This is a genomic window from Nocardia sp. NPDC049737, assembly GCF_040674755.1.
Taxonomy (GTDB): Bacteria; Actinomycetota; Actinomycetes; order Mycobacteriales; family Mycobacteriaceae; genus Nocardia.
In genome coordinates this window covers 69,503-88,304 of record NZ_JBFANH010000011.1, presented here as the reverse complement: position 1 = coordinate 88,304, position 18,802 = coordinate 69,503, and the positions used below count along the sequence as shown (strand labels likewise).

Annotated in this window: 14 protein-coding genes and 1 pseudogene; 7 read left to right on the top strand and 8 right to left on the bottom strand. The window is 66.7% G+C overall.

Annotated features, from left to right (window positions below):
- Window positions 1–8: 8 nt before the first annotated feature.
- Window positions 9–4,049: a type VII secretion protein EccCa gene (eccCa, locus tag AB0J47_RS16715; protein WP_364346212.1), complete on the bottom strand. Its 4,041-nt coding sequence runs from the start codon at window positions 4,047–4,049 to the stop codon at window positions 9–11.
- A gap of 174 nt (window positions 4,050–4,223) precedes the next feature.
- Here eccCa and eccD point away from each other — a divergent pair, with 174 nt between their 5' ends.
- Genes eccD through AB0J47_RS16700 form a run of 3 tightly spaced genes read left to right on the top strand, consistent with a single transcriptional unit; the run spans window position 4,224 to window position 7,903 of the window.
- The gene (eccD, locus tag AB0J47_RS16710) at window positions 4,224–5,690 is read left to right on the top strand and encodes a type VII secretion integral membrane protein EccD (protein WP_364346210.1); all 1,467 of its coding nucleotides are present in this window, start codon (window positions 4,224–4,226) and stop codon (window positions 5,688–5,690) included.
- Complete coding sequence (gene mycP / locus AB0J47_RS16705; protein ID WP_364346208.1) at window positions 5,687–7,093, top strand: type VII secretion-associated serine protease mycosin; 1,407 nt, start codon at window positions 5,687–5,689, stop codon at window positions 7,091–7,093. Before eccD ends, mycP begins: the two co-directional genes overlap by 4 nt.
- Before the next feature lie 60 nt (window positions 7,094–7,153).
- Window positions 7,154–7,903: a potassium channel family protein gene (locus tag AB0J47_RS16700; RefSeq protein WP_364346206.1), complete on the top strand. Its 750-nt coding sequence runs from the start codon at window positions 7,154–7,156 to the stop codon at window positions 7,901–7,903.
- Window position 7,904: 1 nt separating this feature from the next.
- On the opposite strand, the gene eccB is transcribed toward AB0J47_RS16700, so the two are convergent.
- Complete coding sequence (eccB, locus tag AB0J47_RS16695) at window positions 7,905–9,392, bottom strand: type VII secretion protein EccB (RefSeq protein ID WP_364346204.1); 1,488 nt, start codon at window positions 9,390–9,392, stop codon at window positions 7,905–7,907.
- A gap of 112 nt (window positions 9,393–9,504) precedes the next feature.
- Between eccB and eccE the strand changes: the two genes are divergently transcribed.
- Entirely contained in the window at window positions 9,505–11,154 is a 1,650-nt protein-coding gene (gene eccE, locus AB0J47_RS16690) for a type VII secretion protein EccE (protein ID WP_364346202.1), read from the top strand.
- Window positions 11,155–11,203: 49 nt separating this feature from the next.
- Here the strand turns inward: eccE and AB0J47_RS16685 are convergent, their stop codons facing one another.
- Window positions 11,204–11,764, bottom strand: coding sequence for an NAD(P)H-dependent oxidoreductase (locus AB0J47_RS16685; protein ID WP_364346200.1), 561 nt, complete (start codon window positions 11,762–11,764; stop codon window positions 11,204–11,206).
- Between the two features lie 132 nt (window positions 11,765–11,896).
- Between AB0J47_RS16685 and AB0J47_RS16680 the strand changes: the two genes are divergently transcribed.
- Entirely contained in the window at window positions 11,897–12,733 is an 837-nt protein-coding gene (locus tag AB0J47_RS16680; protein ID WP_364346198.1) for an NAD(P)H-binding protein, read from the top strand.
- A 473-nt stretch (window positions 12,734–13,206) separates the two neighbouring features.
- Here the strand turns inward: AB0J47_RS16680 and AB0J47_RS16675 are convergent.
- Both AB0J47_RS16675 and AB0J47_RS16670 read right to left on the bottom strand, forming a co-directional pair.
- Window positions 13,207–14,175 (bottom strand): annotated as a pseudogene (locus tag AB0J47_RS16675) (NAD-dependent epimerase/dehydratase family protein); the annotation flags it as partial.
- A 40-nt stretch (window positions 14,176–14,215) separates the two neighbouring features.
- Window positions 14,216–15,025, bottom strand: a complete 810-nt coding sequence (locus tag AB0J47_RS16670; protein ID WP_364346196.1) for an S-methyl-5'-thioadenosine phosphorylase — start codon at window positions 15,023–15,025, stop codon at window positions 14,216–14,218.
- 74 nt (window positions 15,026–15,099) lie between these two features.
- On the opposite strand from AB0J47_RS16670, the gene AB0J47_RS16665 reads away from it, so the two are divergent.
- Together AB0J47_RS16665 and AB0J47_RS16660 are read left to right on the top strand one after the other, a co-directional pair.
- Window positions 15,100–15,315, top strand: a complete 216-nt coding sequence (locus AB0J47_RS16665; RefSeq protein WP_364346194.1) for a hypothetical protein — start codon at window positions 15,100–15,102, stop codon at window positions 15,313–15,315.
- 182 nt (window positions 15,316–15,497) lie between these two features.
- A complete protein-coding gene (locus AB0J47_RS16660) occupies window positions 15,498–15,767 on the top strand; it encodes a metal-sensitive transcriptional regulator (RefSeq protein ID WP_062983353.1) in 270 nt (89 codons plus the stop codon).
- Window positions 15,768–15,770: 3 nt separating this feature from the next.
- Here AB0J47_RS16660 and AB0J47_RS16655 read toward each other — a convergent pair whose 3' ends face one another.
- Genes AB0J47_RS16655 through AB0J47_RS16645 form a run of 3 tightly spaced genes read right to left on the bottom strand, consistent with a single transcriptional unit; the run spans window position 15,771 to window position 18,797 of the window.
- A complete protein-coding gene (locus AB0J47_RS16655) occupies window positions 15,771–16,676 on the bottom strand; it encodes a TAXI family TRAP transporter solute-binding subunit (protein ID WP_364346533.1) in 906 nt (301 codons plus the stop codon).
- Window positions 16,676–18,100, bottom strand: coding sequence for a HAMP domain-containing sensor histidine kinase (locus AB0J47_RS16650; protein WP_364346192.1), 1,425 nt, complete (start codon window positions 18,098–18,100; stop codon window positions 16,676–16,678). The genes AB0J47_RS16655 and AB0J47_RS16650 overlap by 1 nt, the downstream gene beginning before the upstream one ends.
- Before the next feature lie 37 nt (window positions 18,101–18,137).
- Window positions 18,138–18,797 carry a response regulator transcription factor gene (locus AB0J47_RS16645; protein WP_062983355.1) on the bottom strand — a complete coding sequence of 220 codons (660 nt, stop codon included), beginning with the start codon at window positions 18,795–18,797 and terminating at the stop codon, window positions 18,138–18,140.
- Window positions 18,798–18,802 lie beyond the last annotated feature (5 nt).

Below are 18,802 nucleotides of genomic sequence, written 5' to 3'. Positions count from 1 at the left end.
GCTCGGCATCACTCCGCCGGAGGCATCCAGGCCAACTGGATCAGACCTTCGCTGTTACGCGTGACGTAGGTACCACGCCCGGGGGGTTTGATACCCGGACGCGTGTTACCGAACAAAACGCCCTCATCCTTATTGCAGCTCATGACCAGAGCGGCCGATCCGAGGTCCTTCATGCGCGCGACCGTCGCTTCGTACAGTGCGCGACTCGCGCCACCGGAGCGCCGCGCGATGATCACGTGGAAACCCAGATCTCGGGCATGCGGAAGGTGTTCCAACAGCGCCGATACCGGGTTGCCGCTGGATGAGGCGACCAAGTCGTAGTCGTCGACGATGACGTACAGTTCCGGACCCCGCCACCAAGAGCGATCACGCAGTTGCTGCGGCGTGACGTCGGAGCCGGGGGTCCGCTGGGCCACATAGGCGGCGAGATCGGCCATGTTCTGGGTGAATTGCGGTGCGGTGGAACCGTATCCGGCGAGGTATCCGTTGGGCACGAGTCCCAGCATCGACCGTCGGTAGTCACCGAGGATGAAACGCGCCTGATCCGGTGTGTTCGAGGCCGCGATGCTCTCGATAATCGACCGGAGCAGTGTCGTCTTACCGCTTTCGGTATCACCGATGACGATGAAGTGCGGGCTCTCGTTGAAGTCGAGGTAGACGGGCGCAAGCTCGGATTCGTTGATGCCGAGTGGAATTCGCATGCACTTGGCTTCCGGGTCGACCTGGGAGGGCCAGTTGCCCGCGAGCTGCAGCAATTGCTCGCGCGGCAACATTTCCGGAAGCATTCTGGCGGCCGGAGCGGGCCTGCCAGGAGTCAGACGGGCAATGGTCGCCACCGCGTCCGCCACTGCCTGGCCGAGGTTTTCCTGGGCGGCACTGCCATCGATGCGCGGCAGACCGGTCAACATGTGCAGGCATTCGGGGGTCATGCCGCGACCCGGGCGCCCCTGGGGTACCAGGGCGGCGAACTTGCGGCCGAGGTCGGAATCCATGGGGTCACCGAGACGGAGTTCGATGCGGGTGCCGATCTGGTCTTTCAGGGCGGGACGCGCTTCGGCCCAGCGGGCGAGGGCGATGACCACGTGGACGCCGTAGGACAGGCCCTGGACCGCGAGGTTCATGATGGGCTGTTCGAGAGGGTCGAAGTCCTGGCGGATGGAACCGAAGCCGTCGATGACCAGGAAGACGTCACCGAACGGATCCTCGTGCGCCCCAGCCGCACCGGGACTGCTGGCCGGGTCCATGGCGCGCAGACGGCGGAATTCGGTCATCGACTCGATGCCCAGTTGGCGGAACCGCGCTTCGCGCTGACGGACGATGGTCGTCATTTCGGCGATGGTGCGCCGGACCTTGTCCTCATCGAGACGGCTGGCCACCGAACCCACATGCGGCAGGCCTTCGAGGCTGGCCAGGGTACCGCCACCGAAGTCGAGGCAGTAGAACTGCACCTGTTCGGCGGTGTGGGTGAGGGACAAGGCCATGATCATCGTGCGCAGGGCCGTGGATTTGCCCGACTGGGGGCCGCCGACGACTGCGACATTGCCTCGTGAACCCGACAAGTCCACGACGAAGGGGTCGCGGCGCTGGTCGTAGGGGCGGTCGACGATGCCCATGGGGGCGCGCAGGGTGGCGACGGCGGAGTATTCGCCGGTGAGCACGCTGCGCGGGATGAGTTGGTCGAGGGTCGGGGCCTCGTCCAGGGGCGGGAGCCAGATCTCGTGGGCCGGGCGGCCGTGGCCGCGGATGCGGGAGGCCAGCATATTGAGGTTGGAGATCTGTTCGCCGTCTTCGGACTGCGGTTCGGGATCGTGTGTCGGCTCGGACGGCAGTGGGATGCGGTCGATGGCGCGGAAGTCGACGTGGGTGGCGGTGAACGGCCTTGCCTTGATATCGATTTCGCCGCCCGCGACGCCGGCTTGGGTGACCTCGCGTTGGGAGCCGCCGCCGACGTAGGGGCCGGAGACGTAGGAGGCCTGGAAGCGCTGGATCTCGCCGGAGTCGGACTTGAGGTAACCACCGCCGGGGATGCCGGGCAGGTTGTAGGCGTCCGGGACGCCGAGGACCTGGCGGGATTCGTTGGCGGAGAATGTCTTCAGACCGATGCGGTAGGAGAGGTGGCTCTCCAGACCCTTCAGCTTGCCCTCTTCGAGGCGCTGCGAGGCCAACAGCAGGTGCACATGCAGCGAGCGGCCGAGGCGGCCGATCATCACGAACAGTTCGGCGAAATCCGGGTGCTGGGTGAGCAATTCGGAGAACTCGTCGAGCACGACGAACAGTGCCGGCAGCGGGTCCAGATCGGCGCCCGCGGCGCGCGCCTTTTCGTATTCGGAGACGTTGGCGAAGTTGCCCGCCTGACGCAGTACCTCTTGGCGGCGGTTCATTTCACCGGCCAGGGCGTCGCGCATACGGTCGACGAGGTCGGCTTCCTCTTCGAGGTTGGTGATGACGGCAGCGACGTGCGGGACACCGTCCAGGCCGAGGAAGGTCGCACCACCCTTGAAGTCGACGAGCACCAGGTTCAGCTGGTCCGGCGAATGCGTGGCCAACAGGCTGAGCACCAGGGTGCGCAGGAATTCCGATTTACCGGAACCGGTTGCGCCGATGCACAATCCGTGCGGACCCATACCGCTTTCGGCGGCTTCCTTGATATCGAGTTCGATGGGCGCGCCGTCCGCGCCCACACCGAAGGGCACGCGCAGCCGCTCGCGGCCGTAGCGGGGACGCCAGGCGTGCTCGGGATTGAATGTGCCGATGTCGCCGAGCTTCATCAGCTGGGTCCAGGTCGAGATCACTTCGGCGTCATCGTGTTCGGCATCGCTGCTGCGCTGGGTCGCGGCGCGATACGGCGCGAGGCGGCGTGCGACCTGCTGGGCCTGCTGCGGACTGATTCGGTCGATGAGCGCGAAACGCTCCTGGTTTCCGGTGGCGCCGCGACCGACGCATTCACCGTTCTCGACAACCATCTTGATGCCGCGCGAAACCGCCAAACGCGGTGCGTAGCCGCACAAGTCGATGATGGTCACGCCTTCGTAACCGGATTCGCGAAGTTGGTCTTCTTCGGCCTCGAGCAGGCCGCCGTCGACGACAATGACGATATGCACCAGGTTGGCATTGGCGGGCTGGTTGCGCGAATAGCGAACGCGGTTGGCCAGCAACGGATGCAGCCCCGCGGTGGCCTCCCGGATCGAGCCGTAGAACATTCGCTCGGTGCCGATGCCGTCCTGCGCGTCCGGATGTTGAGTGTGCGGCAGCCACTTGGTCCATTCCCATTCGCGGGCGGTGTCCGGGCCGCAGACGACGGCGATGAGCACCTGGTCCGGTGCCTGGAACATGCACAGCTGCAACAGCATTGCGCGGGTCATATCGCGAGCTTCGGCGCGGTCGCCGTCGAGTGCGATGGTCGCGAAGCCCTTGACCGCGATCGCCGTCGGCAGATCCGGAACCGTGGAGTGCGCGCGCACGAAGCGGCGCAGCGAGACCGCCGCGATCGGCTCCAATTCCTCGACCGGGCCGGTCTCCGGCGCGACCAGACGGGTGGCCAGACGCTGTCCGCCGATGCCGATGCGGGCGTGGCAGAAGTCCTTGTCCCCGGCGCGACGTTCCCACATGCGGCTGGTGCCCGCCAGCATCCAGATGAGACCCGGCTCGGGATGGCTCCATTCGACCGAGGCGCGCTGCTGGGTGGCGGTCTGGTCGACATCCTTGCGAACCTGGTCGAGGTAGCGCAGATAGTCCTTGCGGTCCTCGTTCGCCTCGGCTGCCTTCTGTCCCTTGCCGCCCCCCTGACCGGCGAACATGCCGACCATGGAGACGACCATCATCATCGGGAACATCATGCTCATCGGGTTCGACGCGATGCTGCCACCCTGGGTGAACAGCAGCGCCATCATGCCGACCATGCCGACGACCATCACGACCGGCATCAGCTTCGATACCAGGCTGCCCGGTGTCACCCTTGGGATTTCGGGCGGCGGCTGCAGCGTGACCTCGCCACCTGGCGTGCGCGGCATCTCGCGACGCGCACGCCGCTGGAACCGGACAGTACTCATCGGACGAGATCCCCCTCTTCGCAAGCTGCACTTTTTCGGCCTCAGTGTAGAGGGCACAGCTGACATGTCGTACAGTTCGACCAGCATTCTGCTGCCCGAACGGTGGGTTCGCAAGCTCGGCCCCCTCGCTCACGGGACGCGGAAATACGAGGTAGAGACCGAGTTGGGGGAAGCTTGACGCACGCGCGACTTGACCACATCGACGAAGAATCCTCGCGCGGCATCGTCCGTGCGCCCGATCTTGCCCGGGTCACGATTCTCGCGAAGCACACTCAGGTTGATATGGCGATTCCGGTCGATGTGCCGGTCGCGCTGGTGATTCCGAGTGTCGTCGATATGGTCGCTCAACACAGCCGCACCAACGATTTCGACAATGAGGGCGAGCGTTTCGAGCCCGCCGAATGGGTGCTGGCCCGAATCGGCCATCCCCCGTTCTCCAATTCGCTGAGCCTCGGCGAGCACGGCGTGCGCGACGGCGAACTGCTCATGTTGGAGAGCGCCTCGCATACCGCACCGACGCCGCTGTTCGACGACATCATGTACAACGTCGCGATCGCCGACGCCGATCACTATCGCAGCTGGACACCGAAGGTCGCGCGGATCACCGGGTCGGTGCTGGCCGCGCTCACCATGATCGTCGGTTGCCTCGGTCTGCTGCTGTCCAAAGGTGCACTGCCAGGCTGGGTTAGCGGTTCGCTCGCGTTGACCGTGGCGATTCTGCTCGTGGTCGCCGGCATGGTGCTCAGCAGGATGTACGGCGATACCTCGACCGCGCTGGTACTCGGGGGCTGCGCGCTGCCCGCCGCGTTCACCGCCGGAATGCTTTATGTGCCAGACGATTACGGCTGGGCGCATCTGCTGCTCGGATCGGTATTGGTCGGCGCGACAGCGGTTCTCGCGTGGCGCGTCACGGGCGTCGGCCTCGCGCTGTTCATCGGCGCGGCCACGCTCGCCGTGTACGCGGTACCGGCCGCGCTGGTCGGCGTGCTGACCGACCAGCCGGAGAAGGCCATCGGCGCCGTCGTCGCCGCGCTCGGGCTCGCGGGTCTTTCGCTCGCGCCGCGGGTTTCGATGCTGCTGGCCAAACTGCCGCTGCCGCCGGTGCCCTCCCCCGGCACCCCGATCGACCCGACCGAGGACGATCCGGACGATCACCGCGCGCTGCCGACCATGGACGCGCTCCGGGTGAAGTCCGAACGGGCCCGGATGTACCTGGCCGGACTCGTCTCGGCGACCACGCTGCTCTCGGTGGGGGGAGCGTTGGCGGGCACCGATCCCAGCGCCGGGGATCCGTACTGGCCGGGTATCGCGCTGGCGCTGGTGACCGCCGTGGTGCTGATGTTCCGCAGCCGGACCTACGCGGGCGCGGAACAGGCCGTGGTGCTGATCGCCGGCGGCGCGGCAATCGTGCTGATCATGATGGTCGGCGTCGCCATCGGCATGGAGCAGCCGCTGGCCGTCTTCGGGGCGGCGATGGTAGTGCTGGTCGCCGCGTTGATTCTCGGAATCATCATTCCGAACCAGTCCGCGACACCGCCGATGCGCCGTGGCGTCGAATTGCTCGAGTACGCGTTCGTGGCCGCCGTGCTGCCGCTGGTGTTTTGGGTGGCCTCGCTCTATTCGCTCGTTCGCGGGCTGTGAAGCCGCAACTGCGCGTCGCGGCGGCGGTCGTGGCGTTGGGCCTGAGCGCGTCGTTGGGGCTGGGGGCCGGTGCGGCTGCCGCGGATCACCCGCCCGCGGTGAATCCTGGTCTGCTGCCCGCGGGCGATCCGGCCGCGCCGCCCGAAAAGACCGAGCGGCCAGCGAATTCCGATTGCTCGAATACGGTCTCCGGTGGTGAGGGCGCGACGATTCCGACCGCTCAGCGCTCCCTCGATCTGGAAAGTGCGTGGCGGTTCTCCAAGGGTGAGGGCCAGACTGTCGCGGTCATCGATACCGGTGTCGCGCGGCATCCTCGCCTGCCCGGATTGATCGCCGGTGGCGACTTCGTAGCGAACTCGGGCGACGGCACCGAGGACTGCGACGGGCACGGCACCTTCGTCGCGGGATTGATCGCCGCTTCGAAGATCGATAGTCAGGGGTTCTCCGGTGTCGCGCCGGAAGCGCGCATCATGACCATCCGCCAGACCAGCAAGATGTATCAGAGGGAAGGCCGGGCCAGGGAGCGCAATCCCGACGACCTGCCCGAGGGCTACGGCAATCTGGCCACCATGGCCTCGGCGATCCGGCGTGCGGCCGATGCGAACGTGAGCGTCATCAATATCTCCGAGGTGTGGTGCGGCTCGTCCAATGACGTCGACGGATCCATCGGCGCGGCAGTGCGATACGCGACGCTGGAGAAGGACGTGGTCGTGGTCGTGGCCGCCGGAAACCAGGACGGCTCCTGCAAGACCGAACAGCAGATCATCGATCCACTCAATCCGTCCGCCGATCCGTGGAGCAACGTCAAGGTCAATGTGAGCCCCGCCCGCTGGGACGACTATGTGCTCTCGGTGGGCTCGATCGATTCGAACGGCGCGCCGTCGAAGTTCACCGTGCCCGGCCCCTGGGTGAGTGTGGCCGCGCCGGGCGAGAATATGGTTTCGCTCGACCCGCGCGGGACCGGGACCGCCACCGGCACCGTGAATCAGCAAGGGCAGCAACAGGCGATGAGCGGGACGAGCTTCGCGACGCCGCTGGTCTCCGGGGTGGTCGCGCTGGTACGTGCCCGTTTTCCGGAGCTGAGTGCGCTGGAAGTGGTCAAGCGGATGCAGGCCACCGCGCATGCGCCCGCCGAGGGGTGGAGTCCGTATATCGGCTACGGCGCGATCGATCCGGTCGCGGCGCTGACCGATGAGGTGGGCAGCACGCCGCTGCCGCCCAAGCGGCCGAGCCCGGCCAAGAACGCCCAGCTCGCGGTGCCGAAACCGGCTCCGCCGCCGGACAATCGGGCTCGCAATGTCGCGCTGATCGGCACCGGGATCATCGGGGGCGCCTTGGTGCTCGGCTACCTCGCCTCGTTCCCGATCCGCCGCCGGTTCGGGGTCAACTCCGACGATATGTAGCGTCGTCGTGGCAAACGGCGGTACATAGGGTGTCGCGCCCGATCGAAACAGGTAGTTCCCATGCACCCAGCACACAGCCACCCGAGCCGTAGACAAAACTGGGAACGCGCGACCGGTGTTCCGATGCTGGTGCTTGCCGTGCTCTTCATCAGCGTCTACGCCTGGCATGTGCTGGATACCGGAGCGTCACCGCAGCTCGATGCCTGGCTCGAACGGATCGACATCATGATCTGGGCGGCATTCGCCGCGGACTTCGGCATCCGGACCTGGTTGTCCAGCGATCGTTGGCGGTTCGTGCGCACACATCCGCTGGAGCTGTTGATCGTGCTGTTGCCGCCGTTCCGGCCGGTGCGGCTATTGCGGGCGGCGCTACTGGTGCTCGACCAGCTCAACCGCAATCGGGTGACGCGCGCCCGGCTCGCGATATTCGTCGGCACCAGTTCGGCGCTCACGCTGGTGCTGTGCAGTCTGGCGTTCTTCGATGCCGAATACGGCGCACCCGATAGCAAGATCCACAACTTCGGTGATGCCCTGTGGTGGTCCATGGTGTCGGTGACCACGGTCGGCTACGGCGATGTGTATCCGGTGACCGTGCACGGCCGCCTGATCGCGCTGATCCTGATGACGCTCGGCATCGGCCTGATCAGTTTCGCCATCGGCACCACGACCAGCTGGGTAATGGATCAGCTGAAGGCCGTCGAGGTGAGCGCCGACCGCACCGAAGGGGAGATCACGGTGCTGATCGACGAAATCCGCGCGCTACGCAGCGAAGTCGCCGAGTTGCGCGCGGCCTCGATGTCCGAGGACTGACTCAATTCGCCGAGGCGACAGGCGATTTCGAGGGCGAGGGATCCGCGGAGACGCCGTCGTGGGCGACCATGGCATCCGCGCGGGCCAGGCTCGGACCGGCCGCGAGCAGGCCGACGATCGGCCACGGCGCTGGTTCGGCCTTGGTGCCCGAATCCGAATCCATGCCGAGCGCCTTTTCAGCATCGGAGTCCTTGATGCCGTAGCGGACACCGGTGTCGGCGATGTAGAACTTGCTGTCTTTACGGCGACTGTCGGGTTCGATACCGGTGGTCTGGACGAAGGCGCCGGTGCCCGGCGGGATGTAGACCGAGTCGGCATTGGGGCCGGTACCGTCTGCCTGGGCCAGCTGCACGAGTTTGGCGTTATCCGGAATCGGCAGGGCCACACCGGTGAGCACCGTCAGTTCGGCGCGATTGCCACCGTCCTTGTTGTCCGCGGCGGCGGCCAGCGGCTTCCAGGACAGGCAGCTGACCGGCTGGTCCTTGTAGTCGACGATGGACGGCACGGCCTGTGGGTACGTTCCGACCTGCAGTGTGCTCGACACCGGCGCATAGGTCTTGTCGATCTGATCGACGACGTCGTTGCCCGACGTCGAGCGGACTCGGTTGCGGATGATCTCGGCGGTCACCGGCGAGATCGGCTGCAGACCGTCTTGCAGCACAACGTATTCCGTATTGGGCTGCGCGGGAACGTGGACGACGTCGCCGATGCGGTGGCTGCCGACCGAGTAGGTCACCGGGCCGCCCGGATTATCGATGTGGGGCGGAATGATCGGCAGCACTTCGGGAATCGTATTGAGCAGGCCCTCGCTGATCGGCCGGGCGGTCGCGCCGGTGATCTTCAATGCGTCGGTGACAGCGCGGTCCTTGAGGTCGACGCGAGCGCGCTTGCCCTCGTACACCAGATACGCCGAATCCTTGCCCTGCACCAGCAGCGCCCGGTCCCTACCCATCACCGACGCCTTCTCGCCGAGCGAGAGACTTCCGGCGAGCACCGAGGTGGTGAGGTCCCTGCTGCCGTCCACCTTCAACTGGTCGCAGACGGTCCAGATCCGGCCCTTGCCGTCCTTGTCGAAATGCAGTGAGGTAGGTGCGCCCGGTATGCCGATCAGCTGGCCGCGCGCCTTCTTGCCGATCTCGGATTCCTTGACGATGACGGCCTTTTCCGGCGATCCCGCGGCCAACCGGGCCGAGGCGAGGTTCAGCGTCGGATGCGCCACATCGTTGATCATCACGTAGACGGCGCCGGATTCCTTGCCGATCAGGATCTTGCTACTGCCTACCTTGTCCTGTGGACGCAGTAGTGCGAGCACGCCACAACCGGCCAGCACCACGATCGCCATGATCAATCCGGCCGCGTAGGCACGGGACTGGGAGCGCATCGGATCGTGCAGCATGCGCACGTCCCGGCGCACCAGCGCGTGTTCCATCCGCCGGACCAGGAAGCGGTAACCGCTCACCTGCCAGCGTGTAGTGGGTTTTGAAGGCATGTTTCCCTCCCCGAACAATGCTCGCGTTCGCGGAACACAGTACAGTTCCCGAGGACTATTGTTCAGCTCGGCCGCTGCGATACGGCCGATACCGGGTACTTGGGGGACGACGATGGCCGAACAAGCCGGCGCGGGACCACGCCCGCTGCTCGGGCGCATCTCACTGCCGAATCTGCTGATAGCGCAGGTGATCGGGCTCGTTGCCGGACTGCTCGCCTTATTGGTCGGGGTTGCCGCCTGGCCCGCGTTGGGCGTCGCGGTGGTCGTCGGACTGCTGCCGCTGATCCCGGTCGCCAAGCGCACCATCCTGGATTGGATCGGGACCTGGTGGCGCTATCTGACCCGCGGCGATTACCAGCTCGGGGATACCGTCGACTTCCGCGGCTCCGACGGTCGCTCGCTCGGGTTGTATTGGGACGGAACGAGAGTCGTCGCGGTCGTCGAGGTGCTGGCCCCCAAGGGCGGGCTTACCCGGATCGCTCGCACTACCGTGCACGCCTCGCATCTGCTGCCGCTGCCGGAATTGGCGAAATGCCTGAACCAGCACGACATTCTGCTCAGCGGTATCGACATCATCAGCCATGGCCACCGCAGCCGTTCGGGTACGCCCGCGGGCAAGATCTACGAATCGCTACTGGGTCCGCTGCCCGCGACCGCGCACCGGAATGTGTGGCTCGCCATCAGCTTCGACGCGATCGCGTGCCCGGAGGCAGCGGCCCGGCGCGGTGGCGGTAGTGAGGGTGCGTCGCGGGCGGTAACCATTGCGACGCAACGCATTATGCGCACGCTGGAGGACGCCGACTGCAGCGCTCGCATCCTCACCGCACCCGAGATCCGCAAGGCGGTTCTGCAGGTCACGCAGGGCTTCGATCCGCGCACGCTGACCCACCGCTGGCGGTACGCCGAAATCGGCAACAGTGTGAATATCGGTAGCGCGGTCGACCCCAAGCGGCTCGGCTCGGATCTGCTCTCGCAGCTGTGGGTTGCGCCCTCGCGCGGAACGACCGTCGCGGTGCGGCTGCGTCCGGGTAGTTCGGCCGAAGCGGTGAGCGTCGGTGCGGCCTGGCGGCTGACCACGCGGGAGCTGCCGGAGCGCACGAAACTCAAGGGTCTGATCTCGATGAACGGGCGACAGCGTGATGGTCTGCTCGCGCATCTGCCGCTGGGCATTCCGGATCTCGACGATGCGGTTCCGGTGACCGAGTACCCGATCGATGTGATCAGTGCGCTGCATCTGCCGTCGTCGGGGTGCGGTCAGCTGATCGGGTCGGATGACGAGGGTCAGGGTGTCGCGGTCCGGATTGTCGGTACCGGTATCTCAACGGTGTATGTGGCCGGTGAGCTGTATTTGGCCCAGCAGTTGGTGTTCCGTGCGTTGGCGGTCGGCGAGCGCATCCTGATCCGTACCGATCGGACGCACGCTTGGGAAAATTTGGTGACGACCATCGGGAATCCGGAGCGCCTGCAGCTCGCGGTGGAGACCCATCAATCCGATGCCGGATTCACCGCGACGGTGGTAGACGGTGTGCTGGCGCCCGCGCCGCACGCCGGTGTCACGACTATCTATGTCACCGGAGATCCGATGGGCTGGCCCGCGACTCGGCCGGACCTGTCGATTCACCAGCCGGGGGCCATCGGGAACCATGTGGTGCTGCGAACCGGAACCGCCCAGGTCGACCTGACCCTGGTCTCCATCCCCCGCGAGGCAACATACATCGGCCACCCCCGCGGCCGCCGCGCGATGGCAGACAGCGCGCAGTAGTCCCGTTGCCATGATGCTCGCGACAGATTGTGTCGGGAGAGGTGTGGGTTCAGCCGGGGTAGGGGTTGGTGGTGCGTGCTTCTCGCAAAACGCGTGCCCACCAGGTCAACTGGCGGATCAGGCGGTCGGCGGCGTCGATGGCGGCGCCGTCTTGGGTGTTGCCTGATTTGTCGAATTGCTTTTTGGCCTGGTGGAAGCTGACGGTTTCGCGGATGGAGACCATGTGGATTTCGGCGACCACCTGACGGAGTTGTTCGACGGCCCGCAGGCCGCCGGACAGACCACCGTAGGAGACGAAGCCGATGGGTTTGGCGCGCCATTCGTGTTTCGCGGTGTCGAAGGCGGTCTTCAGGGACGCGGGGTAGCCATGGTTGTACTCGGAAGTAATGGCGACGAAGGCGTCGGCGGCGGCCAGGCGCTGGCGGTAGGCCTCGACCTCGGCGGTGACGGTCAGGTCCGTCGGCAGCGGGGTGGTGAGGAGATCGATGACGCCGGTGTCGAATTCGGGGGTCGCCCGGAGCGTGCGCAGGAACCAGTCCGCGACCACCGGAGCGAATCGCTCCGGGCGCGTGCTGGCCACGATGACCTCTAGCCGTAGCGGAGTATCCACTGCGCGAGCCTAACTCGGTGTGCCGACGGTACGGTCGAGGCGGATGCGGCGATCTCGATTTCATTCGCGGGGATCGGTCGATGATTCCGAATGATGGACGGGGCAACCCGGTGCGACTCTGGAGGAGACGGCATGATCCTGGTGACCGGCGCGACCGGCAATATCGGCACGGAACTGGTTGCGGCACTGAGTGACTCCGGCGCAGACGTGCGCGCGCTGGTCCGCGATCCGGCACGGGCGCAGCTGCGCGCCGATGTCGAAGCGGTGACGGGTGATTTGAATCGGCCGGAAAGCCTGACCGAAGCCCTGGACGGGGTCACCGGAATGTTCCTGCTGCCGGGCTATGCCGACGCCCCCGACCTGCTCGCCCGCGCGAAAAAGGCGGGCGTCCAGCGCATCGTCCTGCTTTCGGGTGGTTCGGCGGCACTCGAGGATATGAACAATGCGGTCTCCGCGTATATGACGCAGGCCGAGCGGGACGTGCGCGAATCCGGCCTGGCGTGGACCTTTCTGCGCCCGCGCTCGTTCATGTCGAATGCGCTGCGCTGGCTGCCGCAACTCGAACAGGGCGATGTGATCCGCGCCCAATTCCCCGACGTACCCGTCGCCGCAATCGATCCCGCCGATATCGCGGCCGTCGCGGCGGTTGCCCTGACCAGCGACGGGCTGGCCGGGCGTATTCTCGAGCTGACCGGCCCGCGAGCGCTCGTGCCCGCCGATCAGATCGCTGTGCTCGCCGAAGTGCTCAACCGGCCGCTGGTCTGCCAAGGCTTGACGAATGCGCAGACGCGGGCCGAACTCGAGGCCTCAATGCCGCAGCACTATGTCGACGCATTCTGGAGCTTCTTCGTCGACGGCACCCTCGACGAATCCCAGGTCTACCCCACCGTCCACGAGGTGACCGGCCGAGAACCGCGCACCTTCGACCAGTGGGCCCGCGCACACGCCGACGCCTTCGCCGAGGCGTGATCGATCGCAGTATTCGACCTGAATACAGTCCGTCCCGAACGACGCGTACCAAATGGGCCGCTCCGGAACCGATGACGTCGTAGCGCCGGGCAGATGCGCGACGCCCAGCGAGTCCGCCCAAGGCAATGCCCGCTTGCTGGACGGTCCAACGCGTCAGTCGCGAACACGGCGCTGAGGCGCAACCGCAATCACATCGGCGAGCCCGCTCCGGCCTCCGGTTTCGCCAACTCAGGCTGGGACGGCGGCGCCGCCACGTCCCGCCCGGCACCCTCTACCGCTGGCTCCGGTCCGGGGGCGGTCGTCTTCGCGCTCGGCACCAGAGCATCCGGGCGGGCTTCGGGTCGCACGATCGGCGCGGCGGGCCGAGGTTCCGGATGAACCCGATGCTCGGGTGTGGTCGGAGGATTCGGGGCGGCGCGCACGTGTAGTGGGGCGGATTCCCGTTGGGGTGTGGTGGACTCGACTGCGGGAGCGGCGAGTTCGGCCAGGCCTTGGGTGGGTGAGATCCGGGCGGTGAAACCCAATGTGCGCCTGGCTCGTTCGGGGTCTGCGGCCAGGTGGCGGGCGTCGCCGAGGTGGTAGCGGCCGGTTACTACGGGGGCGGGGCCGCCGCGGGCTTTGGCCATGATCGAGGCGACCTCCCACATGGTGACGGGGTGGCCGGAGGCGATATTCAGGGGGACGAAGCCGGGTGGGCGGCGGTCGACGGCGGCTACGGTGGCGGCCACGATGTCGTCGACGTGCACGACGTCCCTGACCTGCCCGCCGTCCTCGCCTACCAAGGGTGGGCGGCCCTGGTCCAGTGCGGTGAGGAAGTTTCCGATGAAGCCGGTGCGCGCGCCCTCGCCGTAACCGTTGTGGTAGCGCAATGCCGTGACGGCCGCGCCCGTGGCCAAACCCCAAGCCAGCGCATAGTTTTCCTGCGCCAACTTGCTCGCACCGTAGAAGCCGCGCGGACGCAGCGGCGCGTCCTCGGTGACCGGCTCCCAGGTGAGCAACTCGCCGGTGCGCGGCGCCAAGTGGTCGAACATGCCGCGGTCCAGATCGGCCCGCCGCCGAAGTCCCGGATAGAACGGCCCGCTGTTCATCCCGCGATAGCGCCCCTCGCCGTACACCACGACGGACGAGGCGAGCACCAGATGACGTATCTTCGCCCGCCCCATCACATCGAGCAGCACCGCCGTCCCGAGATCATTGTTCGCGGCGAACACCGCCGATTCGGGTCCGGATGTGACGGCGGCAAGGTGACAGACCGTATCGATGCCATGCAGCAACGGCTCGAGCGCATCGGCATCGCGCACGTCCACCCGCGAAACGCCCTCCGGCACTTCCACATCCGCCCCGAGTAGATCGACCCCGACCACCTCGTGCCCGGCGGCGGCCAGCGCCCGCCGCAACCGCGCCCCGACGAACCCGGCTGCCCCGGTGACCAGCACTCTCATCGCATCAGCACCCCGCGTTTCGGCTCCGAACCAACTTGATTCACGGTAGTTCGAACGGTAGTGATACTCCCGCATGGACACGGCAACGTTCGCAGGTATCGGTTCCGGTGACCGCCGAAACCGAGCGCCTGATCAGCTCCTTGAACGGTCCCAGGTTCTTCTTGAACTCGGCGAAGACCTCGACCGCGTGCACACCGCCACCCTCCTCCAGTCCGGCATCCAAATCGGTCACCAAAGCGACTGCGGCATAGCACATTTCGAGTTCACGGGCGAGCACGGCCTCGGGATGTCCGGTCATATTCACCAGCTCCCAGCCCTGTGCGGCGAACCACCGGCTCTCGGCCCGGGTGGAGAAGCGCGGGCCCTGTACCACGACCATGGTGCCCGAAGACTTCATCGGCAGCGCATCCGTGGCGGATTTCGTTGCCGCGGAGCGCAGTTCGTCGCAGTACGGGTCAGCGAAGGAGACGTGCACGCCACCGCCGTCGAAGTAGGTCTGCGAACGGCCGGAGGTCCGGTCGACCAGCTGATCCGGCACCGCCACGGTCCCCGGCCCCCAGTCCGCGCGCAAACTGCCGACCGCGCACGGCGCGAAGATCCGCCGCACCCCGATCGAGCGCAGCGCCCACATATTGGCCAGGTAGGGCAGTGTATGCGGCGCGAATTCGTGCTGTTTGCCGTGTCGGGGCAAGAAGGCCACCGGGCGACCCTCCACTTCGCCGACCGCGATCGGCGCGCTGGGCTTGCCGTAGGGTGTCTCGACCTCGACGGTGGTCGCCTCGCTATCGAAGAAATCGTAGAAGCCACTACCGCCGATCACGGCGAGCGCGGGCCGAACATCCAAACTCATGCACCGATTCTCTCGCTCGCCCCGGATTCCCGACCAGACGGGTCCACATCTCACCCACTGAACCTTCGTTCATCATGACCGATCCGAGCGGATTGCGCGGCAGCCCGCGCCACCTGCGCACCGTCGGCGGGGTCGGTGTGATCCCGGTCGCCTGGGGTGCGGGCCGGCTTCTTGCTTTCGCCGCCCTACCCGCAGGTCGGCGTGACCCTGATGATCCAATTCATGGCCCCGATCGCGATGATCGCATGGAACTGGGCAGTGCGTGGACGACGACCCGACGTGGCGCATAGCGCGGTAACCTGACAACACCCTCGCGACACTGTACCCTAGGGGGGTATTATCGAGGCCGGTCCAGCCGGTGAGCAGCGAGGAGCAGTCGGTGACATCCATCCCGTCGCACAATGACACCGCGCCCGCGCCGGGCAGTGACTCGGCGGGCACCCACGACCACGCCGCGCACGGCCACGGCTACATCACTGCCAAGGACGATTACCTCAAGCGCCTACGCCGGATCGAAGGCCAGGCCCGCGGCCTGCAACGCATGGTCGAGGAAGAGAAGTACTGCATCGATATCCTCACCCAGGTCTCCGCGATGACGAAGGCACTGCAGGCCGTGGCGATGGGCCTGCTGGAGGACCACATCAGCCACTGCGTGGTGGACGCGGCGGTCGCCGGTGGTCCCGAGGCGGACGCCAAGATCAAAGAGGCCACCGACGCCATCGCACGCCTCGTGCGTTCCTGACACTCAACCGTGTCGCCGTCGGTACACCGCCGCCGCACCCGGATGCAAAGGGACGGAATCGGTTCCGATGAGTGAGCGGCTATCCAGGAATTGGGTGCCAGCCGCCTCGGCGGGCACCAGCCGGTCCGCACGCGAAACCAGTAGCTCGACGATCGCCCCGGCCGCCGCGTCGGACATGGTCGGGGCGGCGAGCAGCAGATTCGCGACGCCGACCGTGCGGACCGAACGACCGCTGTCGTAGGCGTCGGCCGGAATCTCGACCAAATCGTAGAGGTGTCCGAAGCGTTCGCGCATCGGCGCGGCCAACTCACCGAGTTCCACCAACCGCAGCCGCTGCGGCACATCGAGAGCGTCGGTGGGCACGCCGCCTGCCCATAGCAGCGCGTCCAGCTCACCGGATTCCACACCCGCCACCGCATCTCGCAGCGGTCGATGCGAAATATCCACATCCGAAACGGGATTCACGCCCGCCGCCCACAGCAGTCGCTCCCCGGTCACCGCCGCGCCGGATCCCGCAGCCCCCAGATTGACTCGGGTCCCGCGCAAATCGGTGACCTGTTGAATCGGCGCATCCGAGCGCACGGCCAACTGCAGATAGTTCTCGTACACCCGACCGAGCGCGACCAACGGAGCCCGTTCACTCTGCACCGAATCTGCAAGCGCCAGTGCGGCATCCACCTGCCCGTTCGCCAACATCCCCAGATTTTCCTGCGATCCGGTTGTCGTCACCGGTTCGATCCGCACCGTGCCCGCCTCCTGGGCCACCGCCGCGAGCAGTTCCGCGAATGCGTGATAGAAGCCGCCGACCTCACCCGAGGCCAGCCGCACCAGCTCAGGCCCCTCACCGCATCCGACAGTACCGGCCGCGACACCGAGGACGGTGAGCGCCAGGAACTTCCGCCGCCGCATCACGACCGCACCACCTGCGGCAGCCGGATTTGGATCGCGAGACCGTGCGGCTCGACGGGCAGCACGGATAAGGTGCCGCCGCGCGCTTGGGCCAATGCCATTGCGATCGGCAGACCGAGACCCGAGCCGCCGGCGGACGCACCGGAGCCGCGGAAGAACCGGGTGGTCAGCTTGTCGATCTCGGCAGGTTCGACGCCAACGCCATTGTCACGCACGGTCACGGTTACCCAGCCCGGCTCGGCGTCGACCACGATGATGGTCTGCGTGCCGGACCCTGCATAGCCGCACGAATTACTCAGTGGCACATCGAGAATCTGAGCGAGAACATCAGCGGACACAGCTATATCGGCCTCGGCAACCTGCGGTTGCGCCCGCAATTCCTGTCCGGCGTTCTCATAGGCGGAGTACCAGGCGTCGACCCGATCAGCAGCCACTTGTACCGCGTCGCAATGGTTTTCGGTATCGGAGGGAGTACGCGCTGCCTCGAAGGCAGCTGGGGTCTCGGCGACCGCCAAACTCAGCAGACCATCGAGCAGCGCGGTCAGCCGCTCGACTTCCGCACCCGCGCTACGGAAGGTGGCCACTGCGGTTTGCGGAATGGCAGCCTCCAAGGAGTCGAGACGGATGGTCAAGGCGGCGAGCGGATTTCGCATCGCATGCGCCGTATCCGCAACGAGCTGACGTTGCGCATCCGCCGAATCGGCGACCGCCAATGCCATAGCATCGAAAGATTCCGCCACCGCCCGCATCTCCGGCGGTCCGCCGTGGTGGCGGGCGATCGAGACGTGCGCGGCGGCCTCCGCGCGCGGCTTCGGCAGGGTCGCGGTCAATTCGGCGACCGCCTGCGATAGCGCCGCCAGTGGGCGCAGCACCCAGCGCGCCAAGCTCAGCGCCAACATGGTGAACACCACCATGGCCAGCACCGCTCCGACCGCGATCACCGCCCACGCGCGGGCGATATCGCGCCGGGCACGCGCGGTGGATGCCTCGATCACTACCGCGCCGTTGACCTGCACCCCGGTGCCGACCGGGCGGGCAATCAACACCGTCGACCCACTCCACGGGGTGAGCCGATAGACCGGCTGGGGACGCTGATTGCGGCGAGCTGCGGCAACGGCGGCCTCGACGGGCGCGGCGGCCGCATCGACGCCCGCATTCACCGTCCGCGCGCCACGCGCATCGACCACGAGCACATTTTCGCCGTACAGATCGTGGTATCGCCCGGCCTCATCGGCCAGTGCCCGACTGTCCCCCTCGGCCACCGCGGCATCGGCGAGGCTGGCGAACCGGTCGGCATCGCCGGACCGATCGGCCACGAACTCCTGGGTGCGGCTGGTCGCGAACGTCAGCGACAGCGGTACCGCGAAGGCGAAGACGGCGATCGCCGCGAATACCGTCAGCGCGACGAGTAGTCGTCTGCGCATGCCGGGCTCCGCTCCTAGGTCCGTCGGGCCGGCACGATCACTGGCCCCAGCGGTAACCGTAGCCGCGAATAGTCGTTATCAGCCCAGGTCGGTCCAATTTCGCCCGCAGTCCGGTCATATGCACATCCAGTGACCGGGATACCGCGACGAACGCGTCACCCCAGATCCGATCCATCAGCTGTTGGCGGCTGACCGCGGCACCGGGCCGCTCCACCAATGCCTCGACCAACTCGAATTCCTTCTGGGTCAATGGGATCGGCCGCCCGGCAACCTCGACCACCCGGGCCGCCAGATCGACCCGCACATCCCCGGTGACCACCTCGGCCCGCTCCGGCTGCGATCCGGCGGCCGCGCGGCGCACCACATTCTCCAGCCGGGCCATCAATTCCGCGATCCGCGGCGGCTTCACCAGATAGTCGTCGGCGCCGCCGCGCAACCCGCGCACAATCGAGCGTTCGTCACTGCGCGCGGTCAGGATCAACACCGGCACCGAGCTCACCTCGCGCAACTGACGCAGCACGTGCAGGCCATCGCCGTCGGGCAGTCCGAGATCCAGGATGACCGCGTCGTAGCCGCGGTGGGCGGTGAGCAGATCCGCGCCGCGGCGTTTGCGCTCGGCCTGATAGCCGCGGGCGTTCAGCGCCTCTACCAGCGCGTCGCCTACGCCGTCATCGTCCTCGACCACCGCCAGCCGCACACGCC